General features: G+C 38.6%; 17 protein-coding genes and 1 tRNA gene. 10 read left to right on the top strand and 8 right to left on the bottom strand.

Annotation, left to right across the window (positions count from 1 at the left end; genetic code table 11):
- The first annotated feature begins 46 nt into the window (after positions 1 to 46).
- Entirely contained in the window at positions 47 to 685 is a 639-nt protein-coding gene (locus tag F6K06_RS24745; RefSeq protein WP_124155527.1) for a PEP-CTERM sorting domain-containing protein, read from the top strand.
- 100 nt (positions 686 to 785) lie between these two features.
- Entirely contained in the window at positions 786 to 2504 is a 1719-nt protein-coding gene (locus F6K06_RS24740; RefSeq protein ID WP_287243337.1) for an NAD(P)/FAD-dependent oxidoreductase, read from the top strand.
- 697 nt (positions 2505 to 3201) lie between these two features.
- Here the strand turns inward: F6K06_RS24740 and F6K06_RS24735 are convergent.
- Positions 3202 to 4590, bottom strand: coding sequence for a WD40 repeat domain-containing protein (locus F6K06_RS24735; protein WP_124147631.1), 1389 nt, complete (start codon positions 4588 to 4590; stop codon positions 3202 to 3204).
- Positions 4591 to 4778: 188 nt separating this feature from the next.
- Positions 4779 to 5288 (bottom strand): ferric reductase-like transmembrane domain-containing protein, encoded by a 510-nt coding sequence (locus F6K06_RS24730; RefSeq protein WP_124147632.1) that lies wholly within the window; start codon positions 5286 to 5288, stop codon positions 4779 to 4781.
- A gap of 274 nt (positions 5289 to 5562) precedes the next feature.
- Here F6K06_RS24730 and F6K06_RS24725 point away from each other — a divergent pair, with 274 nt between their 5' ends.
- Together F6K06_RS24725 and F6K06_RS24720 are read left to right on the top strand one after the other, a co-directional pair.
- Positions 5563 to 5685, top strand: coding sequence for a hypothetical protein (locus F6K06_RS24725; protein ID WP_275670435.1), 123 nt, complete (start codon positions 5563 to 5565; stop codon positions 5683 to 5685).
- 272 nt (positions 5686 to 5957) lie between these two features.
- The gene (locus F6K06_RS24720) at positions 5958 to 6083 is read left to right on the top strand and encodes a hypothetical protein (RefSeq protein WP_287243335.1); all 126 of its coding nucleotides are present in this window, start codon (positions 5958 to 5960) and stop codon (positions 6081 to 6083) included.
- A 147-nt stretch (positions 6084 to 6230) separates the two neighbouring features.
- On the opposite strand, the gene F6K06_RS24715 is transcribed toward F6K06_RS24720, so the two are convergent.
- Complete coding sequence (locus tag F6K06_RS24715; RefSeq protein WP_124145897.1) at positions 6231 to 8267, bottom strand: DUF6851 domain-containing protein; 2037 nt, start codon at positions 8265 to 8267, stop codon at positions 6231 to 6233.
- A gap of 857 nt (positions 8268 to 9124) precedes the next feature.
- Between F6K06_RS24715 and F6K06_RS24710 the strand changes: the two genes are divergently transcribed.
- From F6K06_RS24710 to F6K06_RS24695, 4 genes are all read left to right on the top strand, one after another.
- Complete coding sequence (locus F6K06_RS24710) at positions 9125 to 10426, top strand: AAA-like domain-containing protein (protein ID WP_287243333.1); 1302 nt, start codon at positions 9125 to 9127, stop codon at positions 10424 to 10426.
- On the top strand, positions 10368 to 10577 hold the full coding sequence (locus F6K06_RS24705) for a hypothetical protein (protein ID WP_124145899.1): 210 nt from the start codon (positions 10368 to 10370) through the stop codon (positions 10575 to 10577). The genes F6K06_RS24710 and F6K06_RS24705 overlap by 59 nt, the downstream gene beginning before the upstream one ends.
- A 54-nt stretch (positions 10578 to 10631) precedes the next feature.
- Positions 10632 to 10997 (top strand): four helix bundle protein, encoded by a 366-nt coding sequence (locus tag F6K06_RS24700; RefSeq protein ID WP_192901150.1) that lies wholly within the window; start codon positions 10632 to 10634, stop codon positions 10995 to 10997.
- 258 nt (positions 10998 to 11255) lie between these two features.
- Entirely contained in the window at positions 11256 to 13280 is a 2025-nt protein-coding gene (locus F6K06_RS24695; protein ID WP_287243332.1) for a tetratricopeptide repeat protein, read from the top strand.
- A 798-nt stretch (positions 13281 to 14078) separates the two neighbouring features.
- On the opposite strand, the gene pruA is transcribed toward F6K06_RS24695, so the two are convergent.
- Both pruA and F6K06_RS24685 read right to left on the bottom strand, forming a co-directional pair.
- Positions 14079 to 17057 carry an L-glutamate gamma-semialdehyde dehydrogenase gene (gene pruA, locus F6K06_RS24690; RefSeq protein ID WP_287243330.1) on the bottom strand — a complete coding sequence of 993 codons (2979 nt, stop codon included), beginning with the start codon at positions 17055 to 17057 and terminating at the stop codon, positions 14079 to 14081.
- Positions 17058 to 17878: 821 nt separating this feature from the next.
- A tRNA-Cys gene (locus tag F6K06_RS24685) sits at positions 17879 to 17950 on the bottom strand.
- Positions 17951 to 18219: 269 nt separating this feature from the next.
- Here F6K06_RS24685 and cpdA point away from each other — a divergent pair.
- The gene (cpdA, locus tag F6K06_RS24680) at positions 18220 to 19020 is read left to right on the top strand and encodes a 3',5'-cyclic-AMP phosphodiesterase (RefSeq protein ID WP_124145903.1); all 801 of its coding nucleotides are present in this window, start codon (positions 18220 to 18222) and stop codon (positions 19018 to 19020) included.
- A gap of 297 nt (positions 19021 to 19317) precedes the next feature.
- Positions 19318 to 20181 carry a DUF72 domain-containing protein gene (locus tag F6K06_RS24675; protein WP_124145904.1) on the top strand — a complete coding sequence of 288 codons (864 nt, stop codon included), beginning with the start codon at positions 19318 to 19320 and terminating at the stop codon, positions 20179 to 20181.
- A 367-nt stretch (positions 20182 to 20548) separates the two neighbouring features.
- Here the strand turns inward: F6K06_RS24675 and pbpC are convergent, their stop codons facing one another.
- The 3 genes from pbpC to F6K06_RS24660 all read right to left on the bottom strand — a co-directional run bounded on the left by pbpC (position 20549) and on the right by F6K06_RS24660 (position 23789).
- Positions 20549 to 22960, bottom strand: a complete 2412-nt coding sequence (gene pbpC / locus F6K06_RS24670) for a penicillin-binding protein 1C (RefSeq protein ID WP_287243327.1) — start codon at positions 22958 to 22960, stop codon at positions 20549 to 20551.
- An 8-nt stretch (positions 22961 to 22968) separates the two neighbouring features.
- A complete protein-coding gene (locus tag F6K06_RS24665) occupies positions 22969 to 23310 on the bottom strand; it encodes a DUF5615 family PIN-like protein (RefSeq protein ID WP_287243326.1) in 342 nt (113 codons plus the stop codon).
- A gap of 152 nt (positions 23311 to 23462) precedes the next feature.
- The gene (locus F6K06_RS24660) at positions 23463 to 23789 is read right to left on the bottom strand and encodes a DUF433 domain-containing protein (RefSeq protein WP_287243325.1); all 327 of its coding nucleotides are present in this window, start codon (positions 23787 to 23789) and stop codon (positions 23463 to 23465) included.
- Between the last annotated feature and the right edge of the window lie 52 nt (positions 23790 to 23841).

Below are 23841 nucleotides of genomic sequence, written 5' to 3'. Positions count from 1 at the left end.
GGAAGTTAAGTTAATGTTGTAGGCAATAAATGTTCCCAAGAAATCAATGACTAACAATAATATCAATACTTTCACAAAATTTGCAGTTGCTACTTCTGGCGTTGTGTTTGGTTTAGCAGCATTAGAAGTACCTGCAAAAGCTGCGGTTTTCAATCTGGGTTCCCTTTCCAATGATGGAACATCACTTGTTCAAGCAGGTGCTGATGCTGGTAGTGGCAATTTAGACTTTTTCAACTTCACCCTTGACGACGATATTGACAATATCAATGATTGGTTGAATATTGCAACTAACACACTTAACAATGATGATACTGATATTGGACTCTATGACGCAAATGGTTTCAAAGTAGCAGAAGATGACGATGGCGGTCCTCTTTTCGATTCTGAACTTTCCTTTGGTGATGCCGATCCTTTAGCCGCACCAGACACAACACCAGGAGTAGATGGAACCCTCTTAGCTGGCGACTATACTTTAGTCGTATCTGGTTGGAATGCTAATTTTACAACTAACATTGATGATATAGTTGCTGGTGCTAACGATTTACCTACTTCTTATACATTGACAATCACTAACTTCGATGACGATATTCAATCAACTCCAGAACCCACAGGTATTTTAGGTTTCCTAGCTATGGGTACTTTTGGCTGGCTATCACGTCTCAAGCGTAAACTCAAGGGAGAATAATATAACTGTCTCCAACAAAAGTAATTCAGAGATAGACAACCAGGGGCAAAACTCTGGTTCTCTGATTTAATTAGATTATTTATAGCCCTATTTTATAAAGATGAATACCCAACTGCAAGAAAACCATTACGATGTAGCCATTGTTGGCGGAGGTCCTGCGGGTAGCACTGCTGGTACTTTTTTAAGAAAATATAATCCTAACCTGCGAGTCTTAATTCTTGAAAAAGAAAAATTTCCCCGCGATCATGTCGGAGAGAGTCAACTGCCAGCTATTAGCGATATTCTGGTGGAAATGGGTTGTTGGGATAAAGTAGAAGCTGCTAATTTCCCCATTAAAATTGGTGCAACCTATCGTTGGGGTAAAAGTTCAGAACTTTGGGATTTTGATTTTGTCTCTTCCTCTGAATTTAAAAATGAACCCCGTCCTGCTCAATATCGAGGACAACGTATCCTTACTGCTTTTCAGGTTGACCGTGCTATTTATGATGATATTCTCCTGCGCCACGCAGAAGAATTGGGTTGTGAAGTGCGAGAAGAAACTGCTGTAGCAAAAGTAGATGTTGAAGGCGATCAAATTAATTCCTTACATCTAAGTAATGGAAAACAAATTACCGCTCGTTATTATATTGATGCTTCTGGACATATTGGAGTCCTAAGACGTGCTTTAGGTATCAAAAGTGATATTCCTACAAAACTACAAAATATCGCTATCTGGGACTACTGGACTAACGCAGAATGGGCTGACACAATAGGTGTCGGAGGGACTCGCGTTCAGGTGATGAGTCTTGCTCATGGCTGGATTTGGTTTATTCCCCTCGGACCAACTCGTACCAGTATTGGCTTTATTTGTCCAGCTGAACATTACAAAAAACTGAAAAAACGACCAGAAGAAATCTATCAAGAAGCACTCCAGAGTGAACCTCGGATCGGTGAACTGATCGCTAATGCTACTAGCAGAGGTAACATTGAAACTACAAAAGACTGGTCTTTCCTTTCTCAGCGAATGGTAGGAGAAAACTGGTTTATGGCTGGAGAAGCAGCAGGTTTTGCAGATCCAATTCTTGCTGCGGGTATGACTTTAACTCATGTGAGTGCAAGGGAAGCAGCATACACAATTTTAGAATTGGAACGAGGTAAAAGTAATCCTACTTGGCTAAAAACCCATTACGAGGATAACCAACGACGACGCATTCAACAACATATTCGTTTTGCTGACTATTGGTATGCAGCTAATGGTCAGTTTACTGATTTACAAAAGCACTGTAAAGAGATTGCTAAAGATGCAGGATTACGTTTAAGTCCAGAAGAAGCTTTTCGCTGGTTAGCTCAAGGTGGTTTTACCAACGATAATCTACAAGAAACTGCTATTGGTGGCTTTGATCTCGCTTCGATGAAGCACGTCTTACAACGCTTTGCTAAGAAAAAATCTGCTTGGGAAATTAGTGGCTACAATGTCTTTCAACTTGATTTAAAAGGTGCAAAAGAAGAATATCTACCTCTCTATGCTCAAGGTCATATTGCTCAAGTGAAGTGTTATGTCAGAAAAAACCATCAATTACCTATTACAGGAATTTACGGGGTGATTTTCCGTGTTCTTAACCGTGCTTCAGAAATGGATGAAATTGTTAAGCTATTGAAGGAAGCTTTTAGTGTTAGTGTTCCACCAGAGCATATTCCTTTAGCAATGGATCAAGGGATTCAATGTTTGGAGGTAATGGTGAGTGAAGGTTGGGTAAAAGCACAAGTTAACCGGAAAAAGACTAAACTACAAATCTCTATTCCTGATGAAGGTAAATTAATCCATACTCACCATGGGTAATATTATTTCAGGTTGAAAAGTTATCAATAAACGACGGAGGAGTCAGGAGTCAGGAGTCAGGAGTCAGGAGAGAGGAGAGAATGAAGAAAGAACAGGAGAAGGAGAAAGTTTTTTCATCACTAATTAGGCTTGCTGAATAAATATCAAAGCATTGACTGATATTGGTTGTAGCATTTTTTAGTATAAAAAAGTGCGCCTGTTTTCAGCTCAAAAAGCTCATGCATGCTAGTATTTTGGGACGATTATGGCAGAAAAATCAAGGGACAAAACGCCCGCTCCTACCTCTTCTAAATTCCCATTTCTCCCCTCCTGGGAGGGGTTGGGGGTGGGTTGTCTCCTGTCTTCCCCTCCCAGGATGGGAAATAATTGATATATCTAGTGTGAGAATTGATTTGATTTTGGATTTTTACCAGATGTCTAATGATAGTTAGTTAACTTTTTAGGTAGTCCTGTAGATGTAGTGATTTATTGTCAAGGTAGGCAACATCTCATCTGGCAAGAGAAAATATATCTAATTCAATCGTTTTAGAGGAATAGTATTTGCTTGCCCACTTAATTTTTTTAAGAAGATCACTACTTGTACACCACTACCACTTTTTAATTTCTTCTTTCATATTTTGAAGAACACAACGTCTTTGTGTCCAGAAAAGTTTCTAGTTCCTCAATAATTTCAAATAAAGTTCAAAAAACTGCTCATCTATAACCAACCAGACCAAGGACTAACTTCAAGTACACCTGTTGGAGTCATCACTACTCGGAATAAAGCAACAGACTTCTGCTCGGTAATTTCAGATTTAGCAGTATTGAATAACTTGGGTAAAGGCGTTTGCTCTGCATACTTATTAGCAGGTTCATTCATAGTTTCTAATTTGGCGATCGCTCCATCAACATTAACTGTTATGCAAAAAACTAAATCTTCGTACCATACTGGTGTTTTTTCCCAACTTTGGTCAATTTTGTCATACAATTTTTGATTTAACTCTTCTAACTTAGCTCTATTAGTAATCTCTGAGGCAACAACTTCTACCACAGCAGATGAGGCAGTTGTATTCTGTAACTGTTTATTACTCAAAGCAGACATAGACCAAAGTTTAATTGTGCTATCGGCACCCCCACTGGCAAGAGTTTGTCCATCAGGGCTAAAATTTACAGACCAAACAGGTTTAGCATGACCTTTAAATGTTTCTAGTATTTCTTCTGTATCTACGTTCCACAGATGAATTTTTCTGTCGTAACTACTACTAGCAAGAGTCTGACTATCAGGACTAAAAGCAACAGATAAAACTGCTTTGTCATGTCCGTCTAGAGTGCATAGAAGTTGACCAGTTTCTACCTGCCATAACTTAACTTTTTGGTCTTGACTCCCACTAGCAAGGATTTTGCCATCGGGACTAAAAGCGATCGCCCAAACTGTGTTTTTATGTGCTGCTAATGAGTGGAGTTGTTTACCTGTATTCACTTGCCAAGTTTTGATTTGACCATTTTTACTCCCACTAGCAAGCATTTCTCCATCTGGACTAAAAGCTAAAGATTTGATGGAGCTGGAATGTTTAAAATTCCTCTCAACAGATCCAGTTTTAAGGTTCCAAATTTTGATTGTGCCATCATAACTTCCGCTAGCAAGAGTCTGACCATCAACGCTAATAGCTATAGCTTTCACATCATCGGTATGACCTTCGAGAGTTTGAATGAGTTTGCCATTGGCAAGATGCCAAAGTTTGATACGGTTATCCCAACTACCACTGGCGAGGACTTTTCCATCTGAACTAATGGCAAGAGATTCGATCGCATCTTTGTGAGCATCTATGGTATTCAGCAACTGACCATTGCTGAAGTTCCAAATTTTAATTGTACCATCATAACCGCTGCTGGCCATAGTTTTGCCATCTGGACTGATAGCAACTGCATATACCCATCCTTTGTGTCCGGAAAGAGTAAGGGAGGGTAGAGTTATTTTTTCTGGTTCCTGAGTCAAGTTTGTAGTTGATGTTGAAAGCGATCGCCACAACCATAACCCACCAAGATTTGTCACAGTAGTTGCTGCTATTATTGTGGCATATTGACGGAACTGTTGTGGGGTTAGCATAGATTTTAATTGTGAGATTTCTTAATTTGGAAAAGTTGATGATTAATTTTGACTTTTGGTCACTCTAATTTTTGGCTTTTATTTTTGCTATAGCAAATAACAAGTTGCTTAGAACTTATGCTGATGATGAATCTCAAACAGGGAAATGTTTTCCCCCCTGTTCCCTGTTCCCTATTCCCTGTTCCCTGCTATGATTTTTTATTGCGCTCTATCAGTTTTCTAGCAATAAATAAAATTGTGGTGCCAGTAATTCCGATTACTCCTAATGGGGTGATATGACTCCAATGACCCCACATTGTATATATGACGTGCCAGACTAAAATAAACATGGCAAAATATGTCAATTGATGTAATTTCTTCCAATTTTTCTTCATTTTTTTGATGCTCCAATCATTAGAAGTGATTGTTAGGAGTGTGAAAATAATTAAAGTCACTATTCCTGTTCCATATATCGAATATGTTTGGGAATCAAAAACATCAAAGTTTCTTTTGCTAAGTAGCAAAACTCCATGACCAAGAGCAAATAAAAAAGCAATTACACCTATTTGACGACGATATTTCAATAAAAATTTAGGAAGTTCTGTTTTTTTGGTTGCGGGAAAAACAATTCTCAAAATTGTTGGTAGTAAAGTGAGGATATAGCATATTAATCCGAATAAACCTAAGTAGTTAGCAAGTGGTGCTGTATCTAATATCATGTTCGGTAGAATATTTATAAATAAACGACGGAGGAGTCAGGAGATGGAAGAAGGAGTCAGGAGACAGGAGACAGGAGACAGGAGATGGAATAAGGAAGAGGAAGAACAGTAGAAGAAGGAGAAAGTTTTTTGATCACGCTCTCGGACCGGACATAATTAGGACTTATGCAGTACAACGTATTTTCGTCCGCAGCGACCGACAGGGTTTGCGCAGCAGTCAGGAACGGATAGCAATCTCAAATCCTAGTTTTTCGTAGCTCATGCGTAAGTCGTGTTGAAGAAGGAGACAGGAGACAGGAGACAGGAGACAGGAGGAAAATTACATGGGGATTCGCTCCCCCAAGTAATTTTGAACACCCCCGTTGACGGTGGGGTATTAAACCCACAAAGAAAATGATAATATAACATAGTATCTCCTGATTTTTTTAGTACCTGGTATCATATTTTCATAAATTTGTCAAAATACTATGTGTCAAAGTAAAACCTCATTCATTTTGAGATATGGAGTTTGCCAAAAACTATAGGACTTACAAAGTACAAGGTCTTTTCGTCATTGCAACCCATAGGAAAGCAATCTCAAATCCCTGTTTTTCGTGCCTCATGGGTAAGTCCTGAACTATAAAATTGCAAAGCTTTTATAGTAGTAGGAAGAAGGTATTGATAACTGAAATGATATCAAATCCGGGGGAATTGGACTTGAAGAAGGAGACAGGAGACAGGAGACAGGAGACAGGAGGAAAATTACATGGGGATAGTCAACGAAGGGCCGCTCCGCGTCTACGCTCCCCCAAGTAATGCGTGAACACGACCGTTGACGGTGGGGTATTAAACCCACAAAGAAAATGATAAAAAAATTCTCCAATTTTCATAACTACGCTCATCAAAGTGATTCTCTCTTCTCCTGACTCCTGACTCCTGACTTCTGACTCCTAATGATATTACTCAAACAATCTCAAGAAAATCATCAATGCCGATCGCGCTGTCCTGTACATCCTGCAATGTAATAGAAAGTCGTTCAGTACTAATGCGAGTGTCATTTCCTATCTGAGAAATTGTCAACTGCTCGAAACTCAAACCATCCTCTAAACCAATGACATCTATTCCATCTTCAAAATCAGTGATAATATTGTCACCATCACCAAACCCGAACTCAAACATATCCCCACCGAGTCCACCAGTGAGAATATCATCACCGGTCTGACCACCAATAATATCATCTCCTAGACCACCATCAAGTAGATCGTCACCTTTGCCTCCATGAAGCAAGTCGTTACCATCTAAACTTTGGATGATATCATCACCCCTATTTCCGTACATGAGATTATTTGCAGTTGTCCCGATTAAATCATCATCCTCATCTGTACCGATAGTGACATTAGGAGCGATCGCTAACTGAGTTTCTTGCCAGACACTTTCCGCTACCTGTTGCCCCAACGCTCTACCATTTAGATCGCCATCTTCAAAGTGAATACCACCATAAAGACGAGAAATACCAGCTTCATCAGCAGCTTCACTAAAAGTATCCCACTCCAAAGTTAAAGGTTCTTCCGGTGTAACACCAGGTTCAAAACGAGACTCACCAGCTTGAAAAGTTATCGAAGCACCAAAATCATCACTACCAGTAAACAGTTGGAGTATTTCTGCAGCGGCAGCACTGAAGGTACTATGACCAGATACATATTCAGCAAAAGGAGGTGAAGGGTCACTACCAGGAGTTTGATAGGTGAGAAAATCAGTAGCCAAAATAGTTTGAGTGCCTTCTCCAGGACCTGCCCAAGCATCGATAGCAAAACCACCAAGCTCTGCATTAAACTCCCCAATTAACCCTAGTTCTCCTAGTTCCCTTACTGTTCGTACCGGACGAGCATAGTCATAAAAAGTTTTAGATTCCCAAGTGGCAATTCCGGCATCAAATACTGCGTTGCCCAAATTAAAGAAGAGTTTGACATCCTCATCTAATGTATTGTCATCTCTAGCTGAGACAAATTGCCCGAAAGTCATCCAAGTTCCAGGGGGGAAGGATGTACCACCGCCATCTTCCCAAAATTCTGCAACTAACTTTTGTTCGTCTGTGAGGTTAGCACTAATTGCGATAACTTCTTCTGTTTGTTCAATGAATGCAGGATTAATAATAGTGCCAATAATATCTGGAGTGATTTCGATAACTGAACCGTCTGCTAGAGTAATTGTGCGTGCTTCCAAGTCTACTTCACCATCTACTAGCAAGAATGGTTCTGGTGCTGTTGGTCGAAATATATCACCTGAAGCGAGACTAAAAGGTATGACATCACCCCACTGAGGAGTGAGAAATGTTTGCACTCGCTCTTCCTCACCGGGTTCAGCATCAATGGGAATTGTTTCGGGAGTCCATAGTTCGATGTCAACGGGGTCTCCAATGGGATTACTAGGTTCATAGTCACTGATGTCGGAGTAGGGAGTACCGTCACCATTGGGGTCATTTCCTAGTTGGTTGGAGCCATCGTTTCGACGGAATGTTAATAGTGCTTCGGCGGCAACGTTACCAATGCCAGCAGGAGTAGTAGTATCGGTGGTTGTGTTGTTAGGATCGTAGGCAAGTTCAGCCATCAATTCGTTGAAAATTTCTGTCTCAGTGGGGAATAATTCTGAGAGTACTCGATAAGCAGCAAAACTCATGGCTTCAGTTTTGTTGGCATCGGTGTTTTCTGATAGGGGACGTTGTAGGTCATCTTCTAATTGAGTTCCTATTGCTAATGGGTCGTAAGCGCTCCAAGCATCGTAGATAGCTGTGTGTACGATCGCATAAGCACGGGAAGCAATGGTTGGGCCTGGGGAAGTATTGATAACTGCTTGTTGTACTGCTCGGTCCCATAAAACGGAAATACTTGGTGAAGAGTCATCGACTGTTACGAGTTGAGTTTCCGGATCGAGGGTGAGATTGATGTTATTATTAGTATCTTCAGAATCGGAATTTTGCTGTTCTTCTAATAATGAGTTCATCTTTTTTTCTGTATTTCTGATTATTGTGAGAGGGAAATTAGGGAAGCAATTATTTTGCTTGATGATGAATTTCTAGTGGTCAAGCTGTGAAATAATCAGCTATCAGACAAGGGATATTTTTGGGACAATGGCAAGTTAATGATTTTTTCTTAACTTATTCTAATCTAAAAGCTATTATCTTGGATTAAAATTATCTTTCTTCCCTTTACAAATAATCTTAATTCAGCTAAATTTCAAATGGGGAATAAATGACAGTAAATTTCAGGTTACATCTTCACTAACTAGAAAAATGAATTAATCCTCATCAATGTGAAAATATTTTCACATTCAGCAGATAGTAAGGAATGTACCTGAAAATATGATTCACATTTTATCCAGTAGTCAAGGTTTCTCTTAGAGTAAGCATTCAGTGGTCAGCTATCAGCTTTATAGAATTAAAAGAATGTATTTCCAGTGGGGGCAGGCATCCTGCCTGTCCCTGTCTGCGGTGAAAATATCAGGAACGGGAAAATATCAGGAACGGGCAAGATGCCCATTCCACAAAACTATTAAAATCATCCCGCATTTATGCAACGCCGAAAAATATATTGGCTGTAATTTTAATCTTATTAATGTTAATCTTGACTTTCTAATCTTTGTTAAGTTATCTTGATTTAAACAACCTTAGTAAAACTTAATTTATCCAAATTAAAAGGCATAGTTATAATTAAAGCTCGTAAAACAAAAAATTTTTTTTCGTTAATTCTCTGGATATAATATAAGAAAGCTTTTATTACTAACTAAAAGCAATAGCTGATAGCTGATAGCTGACGGCTGAATGCTTACATTAATTTTAGTCAAATTTAAAAATAAAATTGATGAATCAACAAATTTTTGAACACATTTACTCTAGCTTGGCAGATGATGAAGTAAAAACATTAAGTTTATTTTTAGCAGGTAATAAATATGAACAAATTGCTCAGTCAATGAAATGGGATACATCAAATGTAGGGAAAAAATTAAAAGCGATCGCTACTAAATTTAATCTACCCAAGAATCATAGTTCATTTCGGGAATTTTTATTTGAAACATTCAGCAAATATCAATCAAACTTAGTCCATCCTCAATTAAGAGCTGACTATGGTTTTAAGACTAGCAAAATTATTATTCCTGGTAGACCAGAAAAACCAGACTCTCCTTTTTATATAGAACGTTATCGAATTAAACGTTGTTCTATTGAGTCTGAATGCTATGAAAAAATAGAAGATCCTGGTTCATTAGTGAGAATAAAAGCGCCAAAACAAATGGGTAAAACTTCTCTGTTGCGAAGGATACAAGCAAAAGCCAATAATAATAAATATATTCCGATTTATCTCAGATTTGATAGCTTAATTGAACCAGAAAATATCAGCAATATTAATAATTTTCTGAAAGCATTCAACAAGAATATCAAAAGTCGGTTTACTGATAGTCAAAGCTGGAAATTTTGGGATAATCACAATGCTAAAATATCTTGCACTCAAGAATTTGAAGCACTACTCTATCATTTAGAGCAAGAAGTAGTATTACTCTTAGATGAAGTGGATGAAATTTTTAATTATCCAGAAATATCTAAAGATTTTTTTGCCATGTTAAGAAGTTGGTATGAAGAAAGCAATAACTTAGAAATTTGGGAAAATCTACGAATGATAATTGCTTATTCCACAGAATATCATGGCAAATTAAATATTTATCAATCTCCTTTTAATGTTGGTTTACCTATAGAGTTAAAAGAATTTACATTAGAGCAGGTAACTCAGTTAGCATACTTACATCAACTTGAGTCAGAAATAGTTGCTCCTTTAATGTCAATGGTGGGAGGACATCCTTATTTAATCAGATTAGGATTGTACAAAATGTCTCAGGATGAATTAACTATTACAGAACTATTAAAATATGCTCCTACTGAAAGCGGAATTTATCAAGAACATTTAAGTAGACATTTAGAAACAATATTAGAAAAGACAAATATTAAAGCAGTTTTTCATAAAATATTACAAAGTAATTCTCCAGTACGTTTACCTAATAAAAATCGAGAATTACATCAATTAGAAGCTATGGGATTAATTACAATTAAAGGCGATGATGCTGAACCTCGTTGTCAGTTATATCGACAATATTTTCAGGAACGGTTGGGGTGAAAGAAGGAGACAGGAGATAGGAGACAGGAGACAGGAGATGGAAGAAGGAGTCAGGAGACAGGAGTTGGAAGAAGGAGTCAGGAGACAGGAGTCAGGAGACAGGAGGTGGAAGAAGGAGTTAGAAGTCAGGAGTTGGCTTTTTGGAAGTTAGGAGTTAGAATGATGCTTTTTGGAGCGTAGTTTGAAGATGGAATCAGGAGTCAGAATGAAAAGAGAACCTGCTAAAAACTTTCGAGATTTAATAGTTTGGCAAAAAGCACATCAACTTGTTTTAGATGTCTATGGTTTTAGCAGCAATTTCCCAAAAACAGAAACCTATGGATTAACAAGTCAGTTAAGGCGAGCATCCGTATCAGTACCAGCTAATATAGTAGAAGGCTTTAGAAAAAAGGGTCTAGCAGATAAAATCCGATTTTTGAATATTGCACAAGGTTCATTAGAAGAAAGTCGGTATTACCTAATTCTGGCAAATGACCTTGGATACGGAGATACTTCAAAACTTCTACTGGATCTAGAAGAAGTAAGTAAACTATTAGATTCATATATAAACGCAATTGAACAACGCAAATAATCTCCTAATTCCTACTCTTTCTTCCTCCTGTCTCCTACGGAAACTAAATAGAGTGAGGGCGAATGGCATTCGCCCCTACATATGGCGCTTTCAAGGTGAATTTGCGTAAGTCCTGTCTCCTTCTTACTCCCTCTTCCTCCCTCCTGTCTCCTGACTCCTGTCTCCTGTCTCCTAAAAAAACTCCTGTCTCCTGACTCCTGTCTCCTGACTCCTAAAAAAACTCCTGTCTCCTGTCTCCTGTCTCCTTCTTAAAATATTATGGTTAGTTATAAATTAAGTGGTGGGGGTTTATCCGCTAATGACCCTACTTATGTAATGAGAAAACAAGATGCAGAATTATATGAAAAACTGCAAAGTGGAGAATATTGTTATGTGTTTAATGCTCGTCAAATGGGTAAATCTAGTTTGCGGGTAAAAGTGATGAAAAAATTACGGTCTCAAGGTTGTAAATGTGCGGCAATAGATATGAGTAGATTAGGTGATTTTTCTATTCAAAAACAATCTTGGTATGACGGTTTTTTAGAAGAACTATTTCGGGGATTTGGTTTGGCTTATAGTATTGATTATCAAAGCTGGATTGAAAGTTATCAAAGTTTTACAAATATCCAGCGTTTGGCTAGGTTTATTGAAGAAATTTTATTTGTGAATTTTTCCACTGAAAAAATCTATATTTTTCTGGATGAAATTGATTTACTGGTAAATTTACCCTTTAAAAATGAATTTTTAGCTTTTATTCGCTCTTGTTATAATCGCAGAGCTGAGGATGGAAATTCTGATTATCATCGGCTGATTTTTTGTTTTTTTGGAGTAGCAACTCCAGAGGATTTAATTAGAGATGGGAGACATACTCCTTTTAATATTGGTCATCCCATTGAATTAACAGCATTAAATTTTCAAGAAGGAAAAAATTTAACTCAGGGATTAATAGGAATAGTAGAAGAGCCGGAAATTGTTTTACGGCGAGTTTTTGATTGGACTGGAGGTCAACCATTTTTAACTCAGAAACTTTGTCAAATTATTGTCGATCATACAGATAGCACTGAGCCGGATATTGATAAGTTAGTAGAAGAACATATTTTGACATATTGGCAGGAAAAGGATTATCCTACTCATTTAACATATATTCGGCATCATTTACTTAGTCAAAATCAACTCACGCCTGAATTACTGAAACTATATAGAAAAATTCTGCTGCGGGGAGGAATTAAAACTGATGAAAGTCGAATACAAATGGTACTACGTTTGTCAGGAATAGTAGTAAAAAAACAAGATAGATTAGTTGTTTTTAACAAAATTTATCGGACAATTTTTAATCTAAATTGGATTGAGGAACAGTTGGCAATTTTAGCAAAAGATCGGGATAAACAGACTCCTAAAAAAATGTGGATGCGTTTTGTTTATCCTAGTTTAATTTGGGGAGGAGTTATTAGTTTACTTGCTTTGGGATGGCGGCAACAAAAACTTGAATTACATGATTCCGATCGCTTGATGCAGAGTCAAATTCCCCTCACCGATCGCAAACCACCACCACCTAGGTTTGATGAACGAGGCGGTCGCAAACCACCACCACCCAGATTTGATCAACGAGGCGATCGGCGACCACTACCACCCAGGTTTGATGGACGAGGCGATCGACGACCATCACCCAGATTTGATCAACGAGGCGATCGACGACACCCGCCACATCATAAACCTGATGATGCTCTGAGCTTATTGCCACTGTCACAACCTGACAAACAACCTCCGCCACCCAGGTTTCGTAGACGAGGCGATCGCCGACGCTCATCACATCATAGATTTGCCGAGGGGAAAAATCTCAAAAAATTGGCACAATTCTACTCTCAAGAAGAGTACAAAGATGCAGAACCACTATTGCATAGTGCTTTAGCTATCAATGAGAAAGCTCTGGGTACAGACCATCCCGACATCGAAGATAGTCTCAACAACTTGGCAGCACTCTACTATTCCCAAGGAAAATATACAAAAGCGGAACCTATTTTGCAGCGTGTTTTAACTATCAATGAGAAAGCTTTGGGTACAGACCACCCTCATATTGTACACAGTCTGTACAATTTGGCACAAATCTACTCTGAGCAAGGAAGGTACGCAGAAGCCGAACTATTGTTGGAACGTGCTTTGACTATCAATGAAAAAACCTTTGGTGTAAAGCATCGTAATGTTGCACACAGTCTGAAGAATTTAGCAGATCTCTATTATGAGCAAGGAAATTATAGAGAAGCTGAACTTTTTCAACAACGTGCTTTGGATATTAGGGAGCATTGACTTACAGCAGTTTTCTAGTGGATGAGGTACATCTTGGTAGTAGGGAGTAGGAAGTAGGGAGTAGGGGGAAATTTGATAGATTCTCAAGATAATTTATGAAGATCATTAATATTTACGTCTAATTAATGAAACCTGATATAAAAGTGAATAACGCAATGTGCGCCATTTGATATCAAATCCGTTTAATTAGGTATCAGGACTTACGCAAATTAACCTTTAAAACGCCATCCATATATAGGGAGGGGCAAATGGCATTTGCGCTCCGCAAAGCTCCGAATGGCGCCATCACTCGATTTAGTGTCCGTGCGTAAGTCCTGGGTAAAAAAAAATGTTCCATCTGAGCGCCATTGGCAAATCTGTCTTTATCTTCCCATCTCCTCATATCAAATTTGGTTAAACAGTTATAGATTGGTTAACTCAGGAGGAGTCACACCATGTCCGGATAATTATAGTCATTCTGAATAAGACTGGAACACTTTTTTAGCTGAAACTCTTTCAAGGTAAGAAACCCTGGTCTCAATCTTAACTGGAATGACTATAGTGATGAAAACACTTTTTTCCCTATCTCCTGTATCCTATCTCCTATCTCCTTTATCCTATCTCTTGCCTAATTATTTAACTATTCAACCGGACATGATATCAGTCCTCAGTCCTCAGGAGGAAAAAGAATCACAAAGGTTTAGTAGTTATGAGGATTGGAGAATTTTTTTATGTCCAATTCCCTCGGATTTGATATCATCTCCCCATCTCCCCATCTCCCCACACTCCCTACACCTGCCACACTGCACACATAGTAAGCTACTGCACGCCATCAATAGGGGCAAAACCTTGCCGTTGCACATTCTCAGTTATCGTGCGTGGTTCCAAAAATTGCAATAGATAATCAGGTCCTCCAGCTTTCGACCCAACACCAGACAACTTAAAACCACCAAATGGCTGCCGGGAAACGATCGCTCCTGTAATTCCACGATTAATATACAAATTCCCCACTTCAAATTCTGCTTTTGCCTGTTCGATATGAGAAGGAGTACGAGAATACAACCCACCAGTCAAAGCAAAATTCGTACCATTAGCAATTTCTAATGCTTCTGAAAAACTCTGTGCTTTCATCACTGCCAACACCGGACCAAATATTTCCTCTTGGGCAATAGTTGCTGTGGGTGACACATCCTTAAATACCACCGGACCAACAAAATAACCATCATCTGGCGCTGCCATCTCCAGGGCAACTACAGCTTCCTGCTTGCCTTGCTCAATATATTCCTTAATCCGCTTTTGCGCCTTAGCATCAATTACCGGGCCCACTTGTGTACTTGGTTTCTCCGCATCTCCGATATTAAGCGATCGCGTAGCCTCCACCAAACGATTCATAAAAGCATCATAAATTGGTGCCAAAACCACAACCCGCGAACAAGCAGAACATTTTTGTCCGCTATAACCAAAAGCAGAATACACCACACCAGCAACTGCTTGGTCTAAGTCTGCACTCTCATCAACAATAATCGCATTCTTACCACCCATCTCAGCAATAACCCGCTTCAGGTGTTTTTGTCCTGGTCGCAAAATTGCCGCCTCTGCATAAATTTGACAACCGACTTCCTGAGAACCAGTAAAAGTAATACTATTAACATCTGGATGTTTCACCATAAAGTCACCCACTGTCGAACCTTTTCCTGGTACAAATTGAAATACTCCCTTGGGAAAACCAGCTTCTACTAATATTTCAGCAATCTTGGAAGCAATAACTGATGAAACTTCTGCTGGTTTCAACAAAGTACAGTTTCCAGTCACCAAAGATGAAACAGTCATTCCTGTAGGAATAGCTAGAGGAAAATTCCAAGGCGAAATTACCAAAGAAATACCACGAGGTTGATAATAATAACGGTCAGTTTCTCCAGCGACATCATATTTATAACCTTGGTCTAACCTTTCCATTTCATCAGCATAGTAGCGACAAAAATCAATTGCCTCAGAAACTTCCGCATTACATTGGTTGAGGGGTTTCCCAACTTCTAATACCATCCATGCTGAAAGTTCGTGACGGCGTTTTTCCATTAGGTCGGCCGCTTTTCGTAATATCCCCGCTCGCTCTGTAACAGGTGTTTTCCGCCAACTAGGAAATGCTGCTTTAGCTGCTTGAATTGCTTGCTCTGCTTGTTCTACAGATATTAAACCAATTTTCCCGACTACCTCTTTCAGGTTTGATGGGTTAACAGAATCTACTATTTGCTCGGTCTTTATGTATTCGCCGTCGATCAACGGGAGATATGTTTTGCCTAACTGTAGTCGTACTTGAGCAATAGCATTATAAGCTTGTTCTCGTTGAGCAGCATCAGCATAGTCGCTATCGGCAGCATTAGGAAAAACAGGTTTAACAATATCGTGAATTGTTGTTTTGCTGTTAATAGTGGGAGGCGCTAACAATTCTTCAACAGGAACATTTTCTGAACTTTGTCTAAGGAATGAACTGTTAGCTGTATTTTCCAGGAGACGACGAATTAAATATGCCATTCCTGGCAGTAGATCGCCATAGGGACAGTAAACTCTGATGCGATAATCTTTGTCCACTAATGCTTGAGCTATTTGGTCGCCCATACCGTAGAGAACTTGCATCTCGAAGCAACGTCTAGGTACTTTTAGAGCTTCAGCGATGGCGATCGCTCTTGCCTGAGAACGAACGTTATGACTACCAATAGCTGAATAGATATATTGATGATTTTCTAACATCATCTGAGTCAGCTTTTCAAAATTGGCATCGGTTTCTGGTTTATCGTTGAAAACAGGTTGTGGCCAGTCGTGTTGTAAAGCTGTGATGCTTTCTTGGTCCCAATATGCACCTTTAACCAGTCGAACGGTAACAGGATAACCCCGGAGTTTTGCCCAGTCAATGATTCCTTGCAAGTCTTTTTCGCTATCCCGTAGATATGCTTGGATAGTAACGCCGATGTCAGTGCGCTTGCGGAATTCTTCCTCCATCAACAGTTCTTTGAGAATAGCTATAGTTAGGTCTTTGTAGCTATATTGTTCCATGTCAAAGTGAACTGCTACACCTAGTTCTTTTGCACGTCGGAGTAGGGTACGGACGCGTCCGCTCACCCGTTCCTGACTGCCTTTAGCATCTAGGGGGTCAAACTGGGAATAAAATGCTGTAAGTTTTACTGATACCTGTACTCGTGGTAGTTGTTCGCCTTCTACTTCGTCTATCTGGGGTACTGACGACCAGTTTTTAGCTGCTTGAGAGAGCTGAGTCATCAGTTCTAGATAACGGTCTAAATATGATTTTGCTTCAGTTTCAGTAATTACTGCTTCTCCTAGTAAGTCTACGGTGAAGCACATTTTTTCTTTCCGTAGTTTTTCTAGGGTTTTGATTATTTGTTTGATGTTTTCCCCGGCAATGTATTTATGGGCGAGAGTTTCGACTGCGGGCGCAACAGTGGTAGCTGCCAGTTGACCGGGAACTGAGTCTGGGTTGGCAAAGTTGAGGAGTTTTTTGAGAGCTTCTGGTAGTTCGACTTCTTGAGTAGTCAGATATTCTTGGAGGTGAGCAGCTATTTCTGGTTTACTGTGTAATGCTGGCAAACAGTCAATAAAGCGAAATAGTTGTACTCGCAAACCAGGGTTCGCCATTGCCCAGTCTAGGAGTTTATCATCCCACCGCATTTGATTTTGCAGTTTGCCTAGCCAGGAACTGTTTTTTTCTTGAGTTGCTGCTAGGAGTTGTTTTGCTATTTCTTGGGTTTGAGTTTCGTAGTTGCTATTAGGTATTTGTGCGACCATTTTTTTGACAATGTGTGGTTGAATCAATTGAGTAAGTGTATCGGATTATAGCCATTTTCACAAAGTTAGACTACAAAATTTCTGCCTTCTGCCTCCTGCCTTCTGACTTTCAGCCAAAAATATCTGTATTCTATGTTAATGAAAACTGCTATAATTTCGGTATTTATCACTAAAATTTCTTTGAAGTTAGTGTTTTTATGAGCCTGTTTCCGTTACTTTATACTTATCTAAATATTATCATTTAATCTGACAATATATTTGGCGTTGCATAGTGACGAATGATTTTAGATTTTTGATGAACAGGATTTTGGATTAATCAATTGCTAGAATGATTGATATTAGGTTCTTTTTAGTCAAAGTCTAAACTAATTTTTGGCAATATCATTCCATAATGTGCAACCCTATATATTTTGTAGAGAAGGTTTCTTGAAAAATAATTATTTATGTTAAATTTTACCAGTTTTATTGTTCTTAATTGACCAGTTAATAACACTTGATGATTAGTCACATCAAATCTGGATTTTTCATTGAGAATGAGCCTCTCCTCAAAGCAGAAATAATATCAAATCCGGTTGAATACTTATTATTATAGTTGGGAGAGATAAGGAGGTGGGGAGATGGTCCGATTTAATATTGAAGTATGGATAGAATTATAAACATATACTGTATAACCGGATTCTATATAACTTAAGAATAACAAAGCCAAACCGAAGTTAGTTTGGCGAATCAATCTTGAATAAGTAATCAGTAAAGGCCAAGAACCATTCGCTACTGAATTCAATCCGTTTGCCCAACGTCTACGTTAGGATCAGTCTATTCAAAGGCGGCACCCAGATTCGAACTGGGGGATGAGGATTTTGCAGACCCTTGCCTTACCACTTGGCCATGCCGCCATTATTACCTTTAATTATTATAATACACCATCCACAAATATATGGCAAGTTCAAGGATAAATGTGATCTACATCACTTAAATTGATGTTTTGAATTGCACTGTGGACAAATATTTGAAGCTATTTTAATAATTTAAGGCTCTGATAGCAGTATCAGGAAAGGTTAGGACAGATAAAAGGTTAAAACTTAAAACTTAGGCAACCTAAGATTTTTCCTCCTTGCTTCTTCCTTACTGCTGTATCACTTATCACAAAATTTCCTCAGTAACAATGATTTTCCAACCTTCTGTGCTTGTTGCTCAAATCACCGATACCCATCTATTTGCAGACTCTATTCAGGGAAAAATGTATGGAGTTCCCACGGAAAGATCTTTTGTGAAAGTCTTGGAGAAACTCAAACAGTTGCAACCTCAACCAGATGTACTACTACTTACTGGAGACCTTTCCCAAGATGAAACTTCTCAATCATATCAACGTTTAGCATCTTTACTGAGTCCTCTGAACATTCCTACTTACTGGATAGCAGGAAACCACGATAATTTACCCACAATGGAACGGGTATTAAGTTCTGCTCCTATTTCTGCGAAAAAATCTTTTGAAATGGGTGGATGGAACTTTTTTTTACTAAATACCAATGTGCCTGGATGTGTTTATGGTGAAATTTCTCCAGAAAGTTTAGAGTGGTTAGAATATAACATTAAAATGACTGGAAATAAACCAGTTTTAATTGCTTTGCATCATCCTCCTGTAAAAATTAATTCCGAATGGATGGATAAAATTCTTCTGCATAACCCAGAAAATTTCTTAAGTATAATTAATCGTTATCCACAAGTAAAAATTGTTTTGTCTGGTCATATTCATCAAGAATTTGCCAAGGAAATAAATGGTATTCATTATTTATCAACTCCTTCTACTTGTATTCAATTTGAACCAGGAAATTATAAATTTTTTCTAGATAAACAACCACCTGGATTACGATTACTTACCTTATATCCTGATGGAAATTATACTACCAAAATTGAAAGGATTAACTATATTTATGAATGTGATATGGCAGCTAGTGGATATTAGATATCTCCAGAAAAGAGGGAATAGGGAACCCACCCCTCGCCCCTCCCCCTCCCAGGAGGGGAAATAATTGATAATCTCTGTATGATAATTGATTTTATTTTTTATTTTTGGAGATGTCTATTAGTAATTGAAGAAGGAAGAAGGGGTTTTAGTTATCTAAGGAGAGAAGAAGGGATCTAAGTTGGGAAAAGTGGATGGGGAGATGGGAAGATTGAAGTAATTATAGAATTATGAACATATACTGTATAACTGGATTCTATATTAAATAATTAATCTACAACCTAAAACCTTCTTCAAATGACTCAAAAAAAATTCTTTCTTGGGTGCGCTGTTTGGGCATTTAAACCTTGGGTGGGAGAGTTTTATCCTCCCAAAAGTTCTCCTTCTGAGTTTCTCTATCTCTACAGTCGCCGTTTCACTACCGTTGAAGGTAACACTACATTTTATGCTACCCCTAAACCAGAGACTGTGACGAAGTGGGCAATACAAACGCCTCCTGGATTTCAATTTTGCCTAAAACTACCACGCAACATAACTCATAATGGATTATTAAAACCTTTTATCCCGGATGCTTTAGACTTCCTCAAACAGATGCAACCTTTAGGCGATCGCCTGGGTGTATTTTTTGCTCAGTTACCACCGAGTTACGGCCCCTCTTCATTTGATGACCTCGCAGAATTTTTGGAAGCTTGGCCACGAGACCGGATGTCTTTAGCTTTGGAAGTTCGCCATCCTGAGTGGTTTGAAGACTCTCAAGCTCAACAGTTAAATAGTCTTCTCAAACAACTGAGTGTGGGGAAAGTTTTGCTAGACTCGCGTCCTGTCTACACTGGTAAGGATAACCCCCAGTTGCGGTCTAAAAACCGTAAACCCAATTTACCTTTACAGTTGACGTTGACTGCTCCATTTACCATAGTGAGGTTTATTTCTCATCCTCAGTTGTCAGTAAATCAAATTTTTTTCACAGAATGGGTAACTCAAATTAAGCAATGGTTGTGCCAAGATATCACAATTTACTTTTTTATTCATTGCCCTGAAGAAGAGCGATCGCCTAGTACAGCACGTCATTTTCAACAGTTATTAGAAATAGCAAAAATTCCTATTCCATCCCTGCCTTGGAATTTACTTAATCAGTCGCCTACTCAGTTAAGTTTATGGTGATTTTTTCTGAGAGTTGCTGATGTTATATAGCAGAAGGAAGAAGGAAGAAGGAAAAGTCTTGCTTTGTCTGAGTTTTAAGCTTTTTATCTGTCTGCGTCCTTTGCTTCGACTGCTATATCAAGTCCGGTAATATCAGTATTGTAAGGTAAGGTTAAGGAAGAAGGCTTTTAGGATTGAAAAAAATTCAATTTTATCATTTTCTTTGTGGGTTTAATACCCCACCGTCAACGGTCGTGTTCACGCATTACTTGGGGGAGCGTAGACGCGGAGCGGCCCTTCGTTGACTATCCCCATGTAATTTTCCTCCTGTCTCCTGTCTCCTGTCTCCTGTCTCCTTCTTCAAGTAGATATTCACCCTTGCTCTTCCTTACTTTTTTCCTCCTGACTCCTGACTCCTGACTCCTGACTCCTGACTCCTTATACGAATAGAAAACCCATTATAAGGAGACTTATTCGGCAATTTAACTTCAAAATTCACTCTGTCTATAATATCTGCTGAACGTACTTCTAAAGTCCATTTACCGGGAGATAATTTCCAAAATAAAGAATTATCAAAATTAACAGCTAATTTCTCTCCATTCAACCACCATTCCACAGAATTTTCCCGTGAGTTCGCCAACTTAAATTCTAATTTTTTCTCTCCTCCAACATCATCCATTAAAAAATAATCATCTTCTTGAGGAAACAAAATTTTTAACTCATCAGAAACCAAACTAGATTTACTCTGTTTTGCCAACCATTCATTATATTCATCAGGCAAATTTTCCACCGAATAAAGAGCAGATAAATGCTCATATTCTCTCAACTTTTCTGGATAAAAATACTCTGTTATTACCGACGGACAATCAGATTTCGGACGCAACCCAGAAATTGTACAAACCGGGCGTTGAACCATATTTTTTGGCGGTGGAAAAGCTGTCGCTTCCTTCTTTTCGTGCAAATGTAACATAATCCTATTCCATAAAGGTGCAGCACCCATAACTCCTGATATTTGCACCATAGATTCCCCACTAAAATTACCCACCCAAACCGCCACAGTATAATCATTAGTAAAACCTACTGTCCAAGTATCACGAAAATCTGAGGAAGTACCAGTTTTTACTGCTGCTGGAAATGGCAAATTTAAAGCCGAATTCACTCCAAATTCTGCTGCTCTTGCATGAGTATCGCTTAACATATTTGCGATTAACATCCATTTTGATTCTGCTTGAGGTAGTAGGGAGATGTCTTGATTTTTTTTATGTTGAAAAAGTGGGTAAGTTTTACTAGGAATAGTTGTAACGACAGGAATAACTTCTCCTTGTCTTGCCATAATTGAATAAGCTTTTGCCAACTCCCATAAACTGACTTCCCCACTGCCTAAACTTAAGCCTAAACCATAATGTTCTGGTGAGGCTTGTAAATGTGTAAAACCTAATTGATGTAGACGGTTTAAAAATTGCTTTACTCCTACTTTTTCTAATACTCTTACTGCCGGAATATTCAGAGAATTTGCTAAAGCAACCCTGACAATAACAGGTCCTAAAAATCTATCTTGATTATAATTAGTAGGGCTATAAAGTTTGGCTCCAGGAATTGCATAATATGTCGGTACGTCTGGCAAAATAGTATTCGGATTAATTACTTGATTTTCTAATGCTAATTGATACAAAAAAGGCTTTAAAGTTGAACCTGGTTGACGTAGTGCTTGTACTCCATCATTACTACCCATTTTTTGAGTATTAAAATAATCAGGAGAACCTACATAAGCTAATACTTCTCCAGTCTGATTATTAATTACAATAGCAGCAGCATGATGCACATTATAAGGGGTAAGATTTTGAATTACTTGTTGGACTTGGGTAGTAACAAATTGTTGTAAAGGTCGGTCAATAGTAGTACGAATAACTGTAGGAGTTGTTGTTGTAGATAAGTTTTGATTTATGGCAGTAGATTGATTTTGAGATAACCAAAATAGAAAGTGTGGCGCAGCAATAATACCTTGATTTTTTGGTTGTAGAGTTATTTTTTCTGCAAGTACTTTTTCAGCTTCAGCACTGGTAATATAATTGTCTTCAACCATGCGCTTAAGAATGTAAATTTGGCGTTGTTTGAGGAGACTCCAATTATAGTAAGGGTTCAGGTCAGTGGGGTCATTTGGTAAGGCCGCGAGAATAGTAGCTTGGGCAAGGTTGAGGTCCGTAGCTGAGATGCCAAAATAAGCGCGGGATGCTGCTTCTACGCCATAGATGTTTCCTCCCATGGGTAAGCGGTTGATGTATGCTTGCAGGATTTGATTTTTGTTCATACCTGCTGTGATGCGCCAAGATAGCCAAATTTCACGAACTTTGTTGCCCAGGGTGCGGGGTGTGGGGTCTAACATTCGAGCAAGTTGCATGGTGATAGTGGAAGCTCCACTAACTATTTGTTTAGCTTGGATAGCTTCGAGGAGCGATCGCCCTATTGCTTTTATGTCTAGAGCGCCGTGTTGATAATACCTTTTGTCTTCCGCTGCGATGATGGCGTTGATAAATAGGGGTGAAATTTGTTCTAGGGAGACGACTACAGTATTTTCTTGGTCGCGGGTGAGGATGGTGCCGAGTGGCAAACCGTTGCGATCGATAAATTCTAGGGTTTGTTGGTTTTGAGTAATGTCTTGAGGGCGAATGGGGGCAAACAGAGGGAGCGCTCTGACACTCAAGCACAATAGTACAAAACCGAGAATAAATTTAGACCTTGGTTTGGTTTGGTGCCATTTTTGTTTAATATTTTTTGATATGTGTTTGGTGATTTTTATCATAACAAGTTTTATTGCTGTGGGCGTTTAACTCGAATCAATTGACCTGTTAATGTTTCTTGAGCAGAAATTGCATCATTAATTCTGTTAGCCATTCTTTCTCTGTCAAAATCATCTTTGCAAGCAATAATACCTCCATGATTTGATAAGGTACGATGCAGTCGAAAAAAATCAACTCTATTTAAAGTTAAAACTGCACGTTCATTTTGAGTAGCAAAAGCTAGTACCTCTAGATCGGGAATCTTTTGATTAGCTAATCCTGCTTCTTGTACTGTGAGAACATCGTGACCAAAAGTTCTTAGCAATTCTACAACTCGTCTAGGAAACTGTTCATCAGCATAGAGACGTACCATAGGTTATACCGTTTCTCAAAAGTAATGCTACGGTTGGAAGATGGTAAAAATAACTGGAAAAACCCCAGAGGTTAACTATCTCTAAAATTAGATCAATAAATAGTATTTAGAAATAGAAAATCCAAGTATAGCAAAGTTTTTGAGAATTGGTATTAAATCTCCTCATTTTCTCGAATAGCTAACTCAATATCCTGAGAATATATCTCAGCATAAGTCCAAGCATTAACTAGATCCGCTGCTTGGAGACTGGGATAGTCTTGCAGCAATTCCGACTCACTCACACCCAAACGACGAGCATTAACTAATACCCAAACAGGAATGCGAGTACCAGCAATACAGGCGCTACCACCACAAACACCGGAGGTCTTTTCAATGCCAGACCAATTACTAGCTAAACTTTGAGTTAAAAGTTGGATAGCTTGAAATTTTTCTGTTGGAGTTAGTGCCAAAAGTTGGGGTTCTAAATCTTTTAATTTCATAGTTGACTCTTGAGTATCTATTATAATTAGCAAGTTTTTTATCAAAGTTTTG

The organism is Okeania sp. SIO1H4 (genome assembly GCF_010672695.1).
Taxonomy (GTDB): domain Bacteria; phylum Cyanobacteriota; class Cyanobacteriia; order Cyanobacteriales; family Microcoleaceae; genus Okeania; species Okeania hirsuta.
Note: the sequence above shows the minus strand (reverse complement) of the source record. Positions and strands in the feature narration are given on the sequence as shown.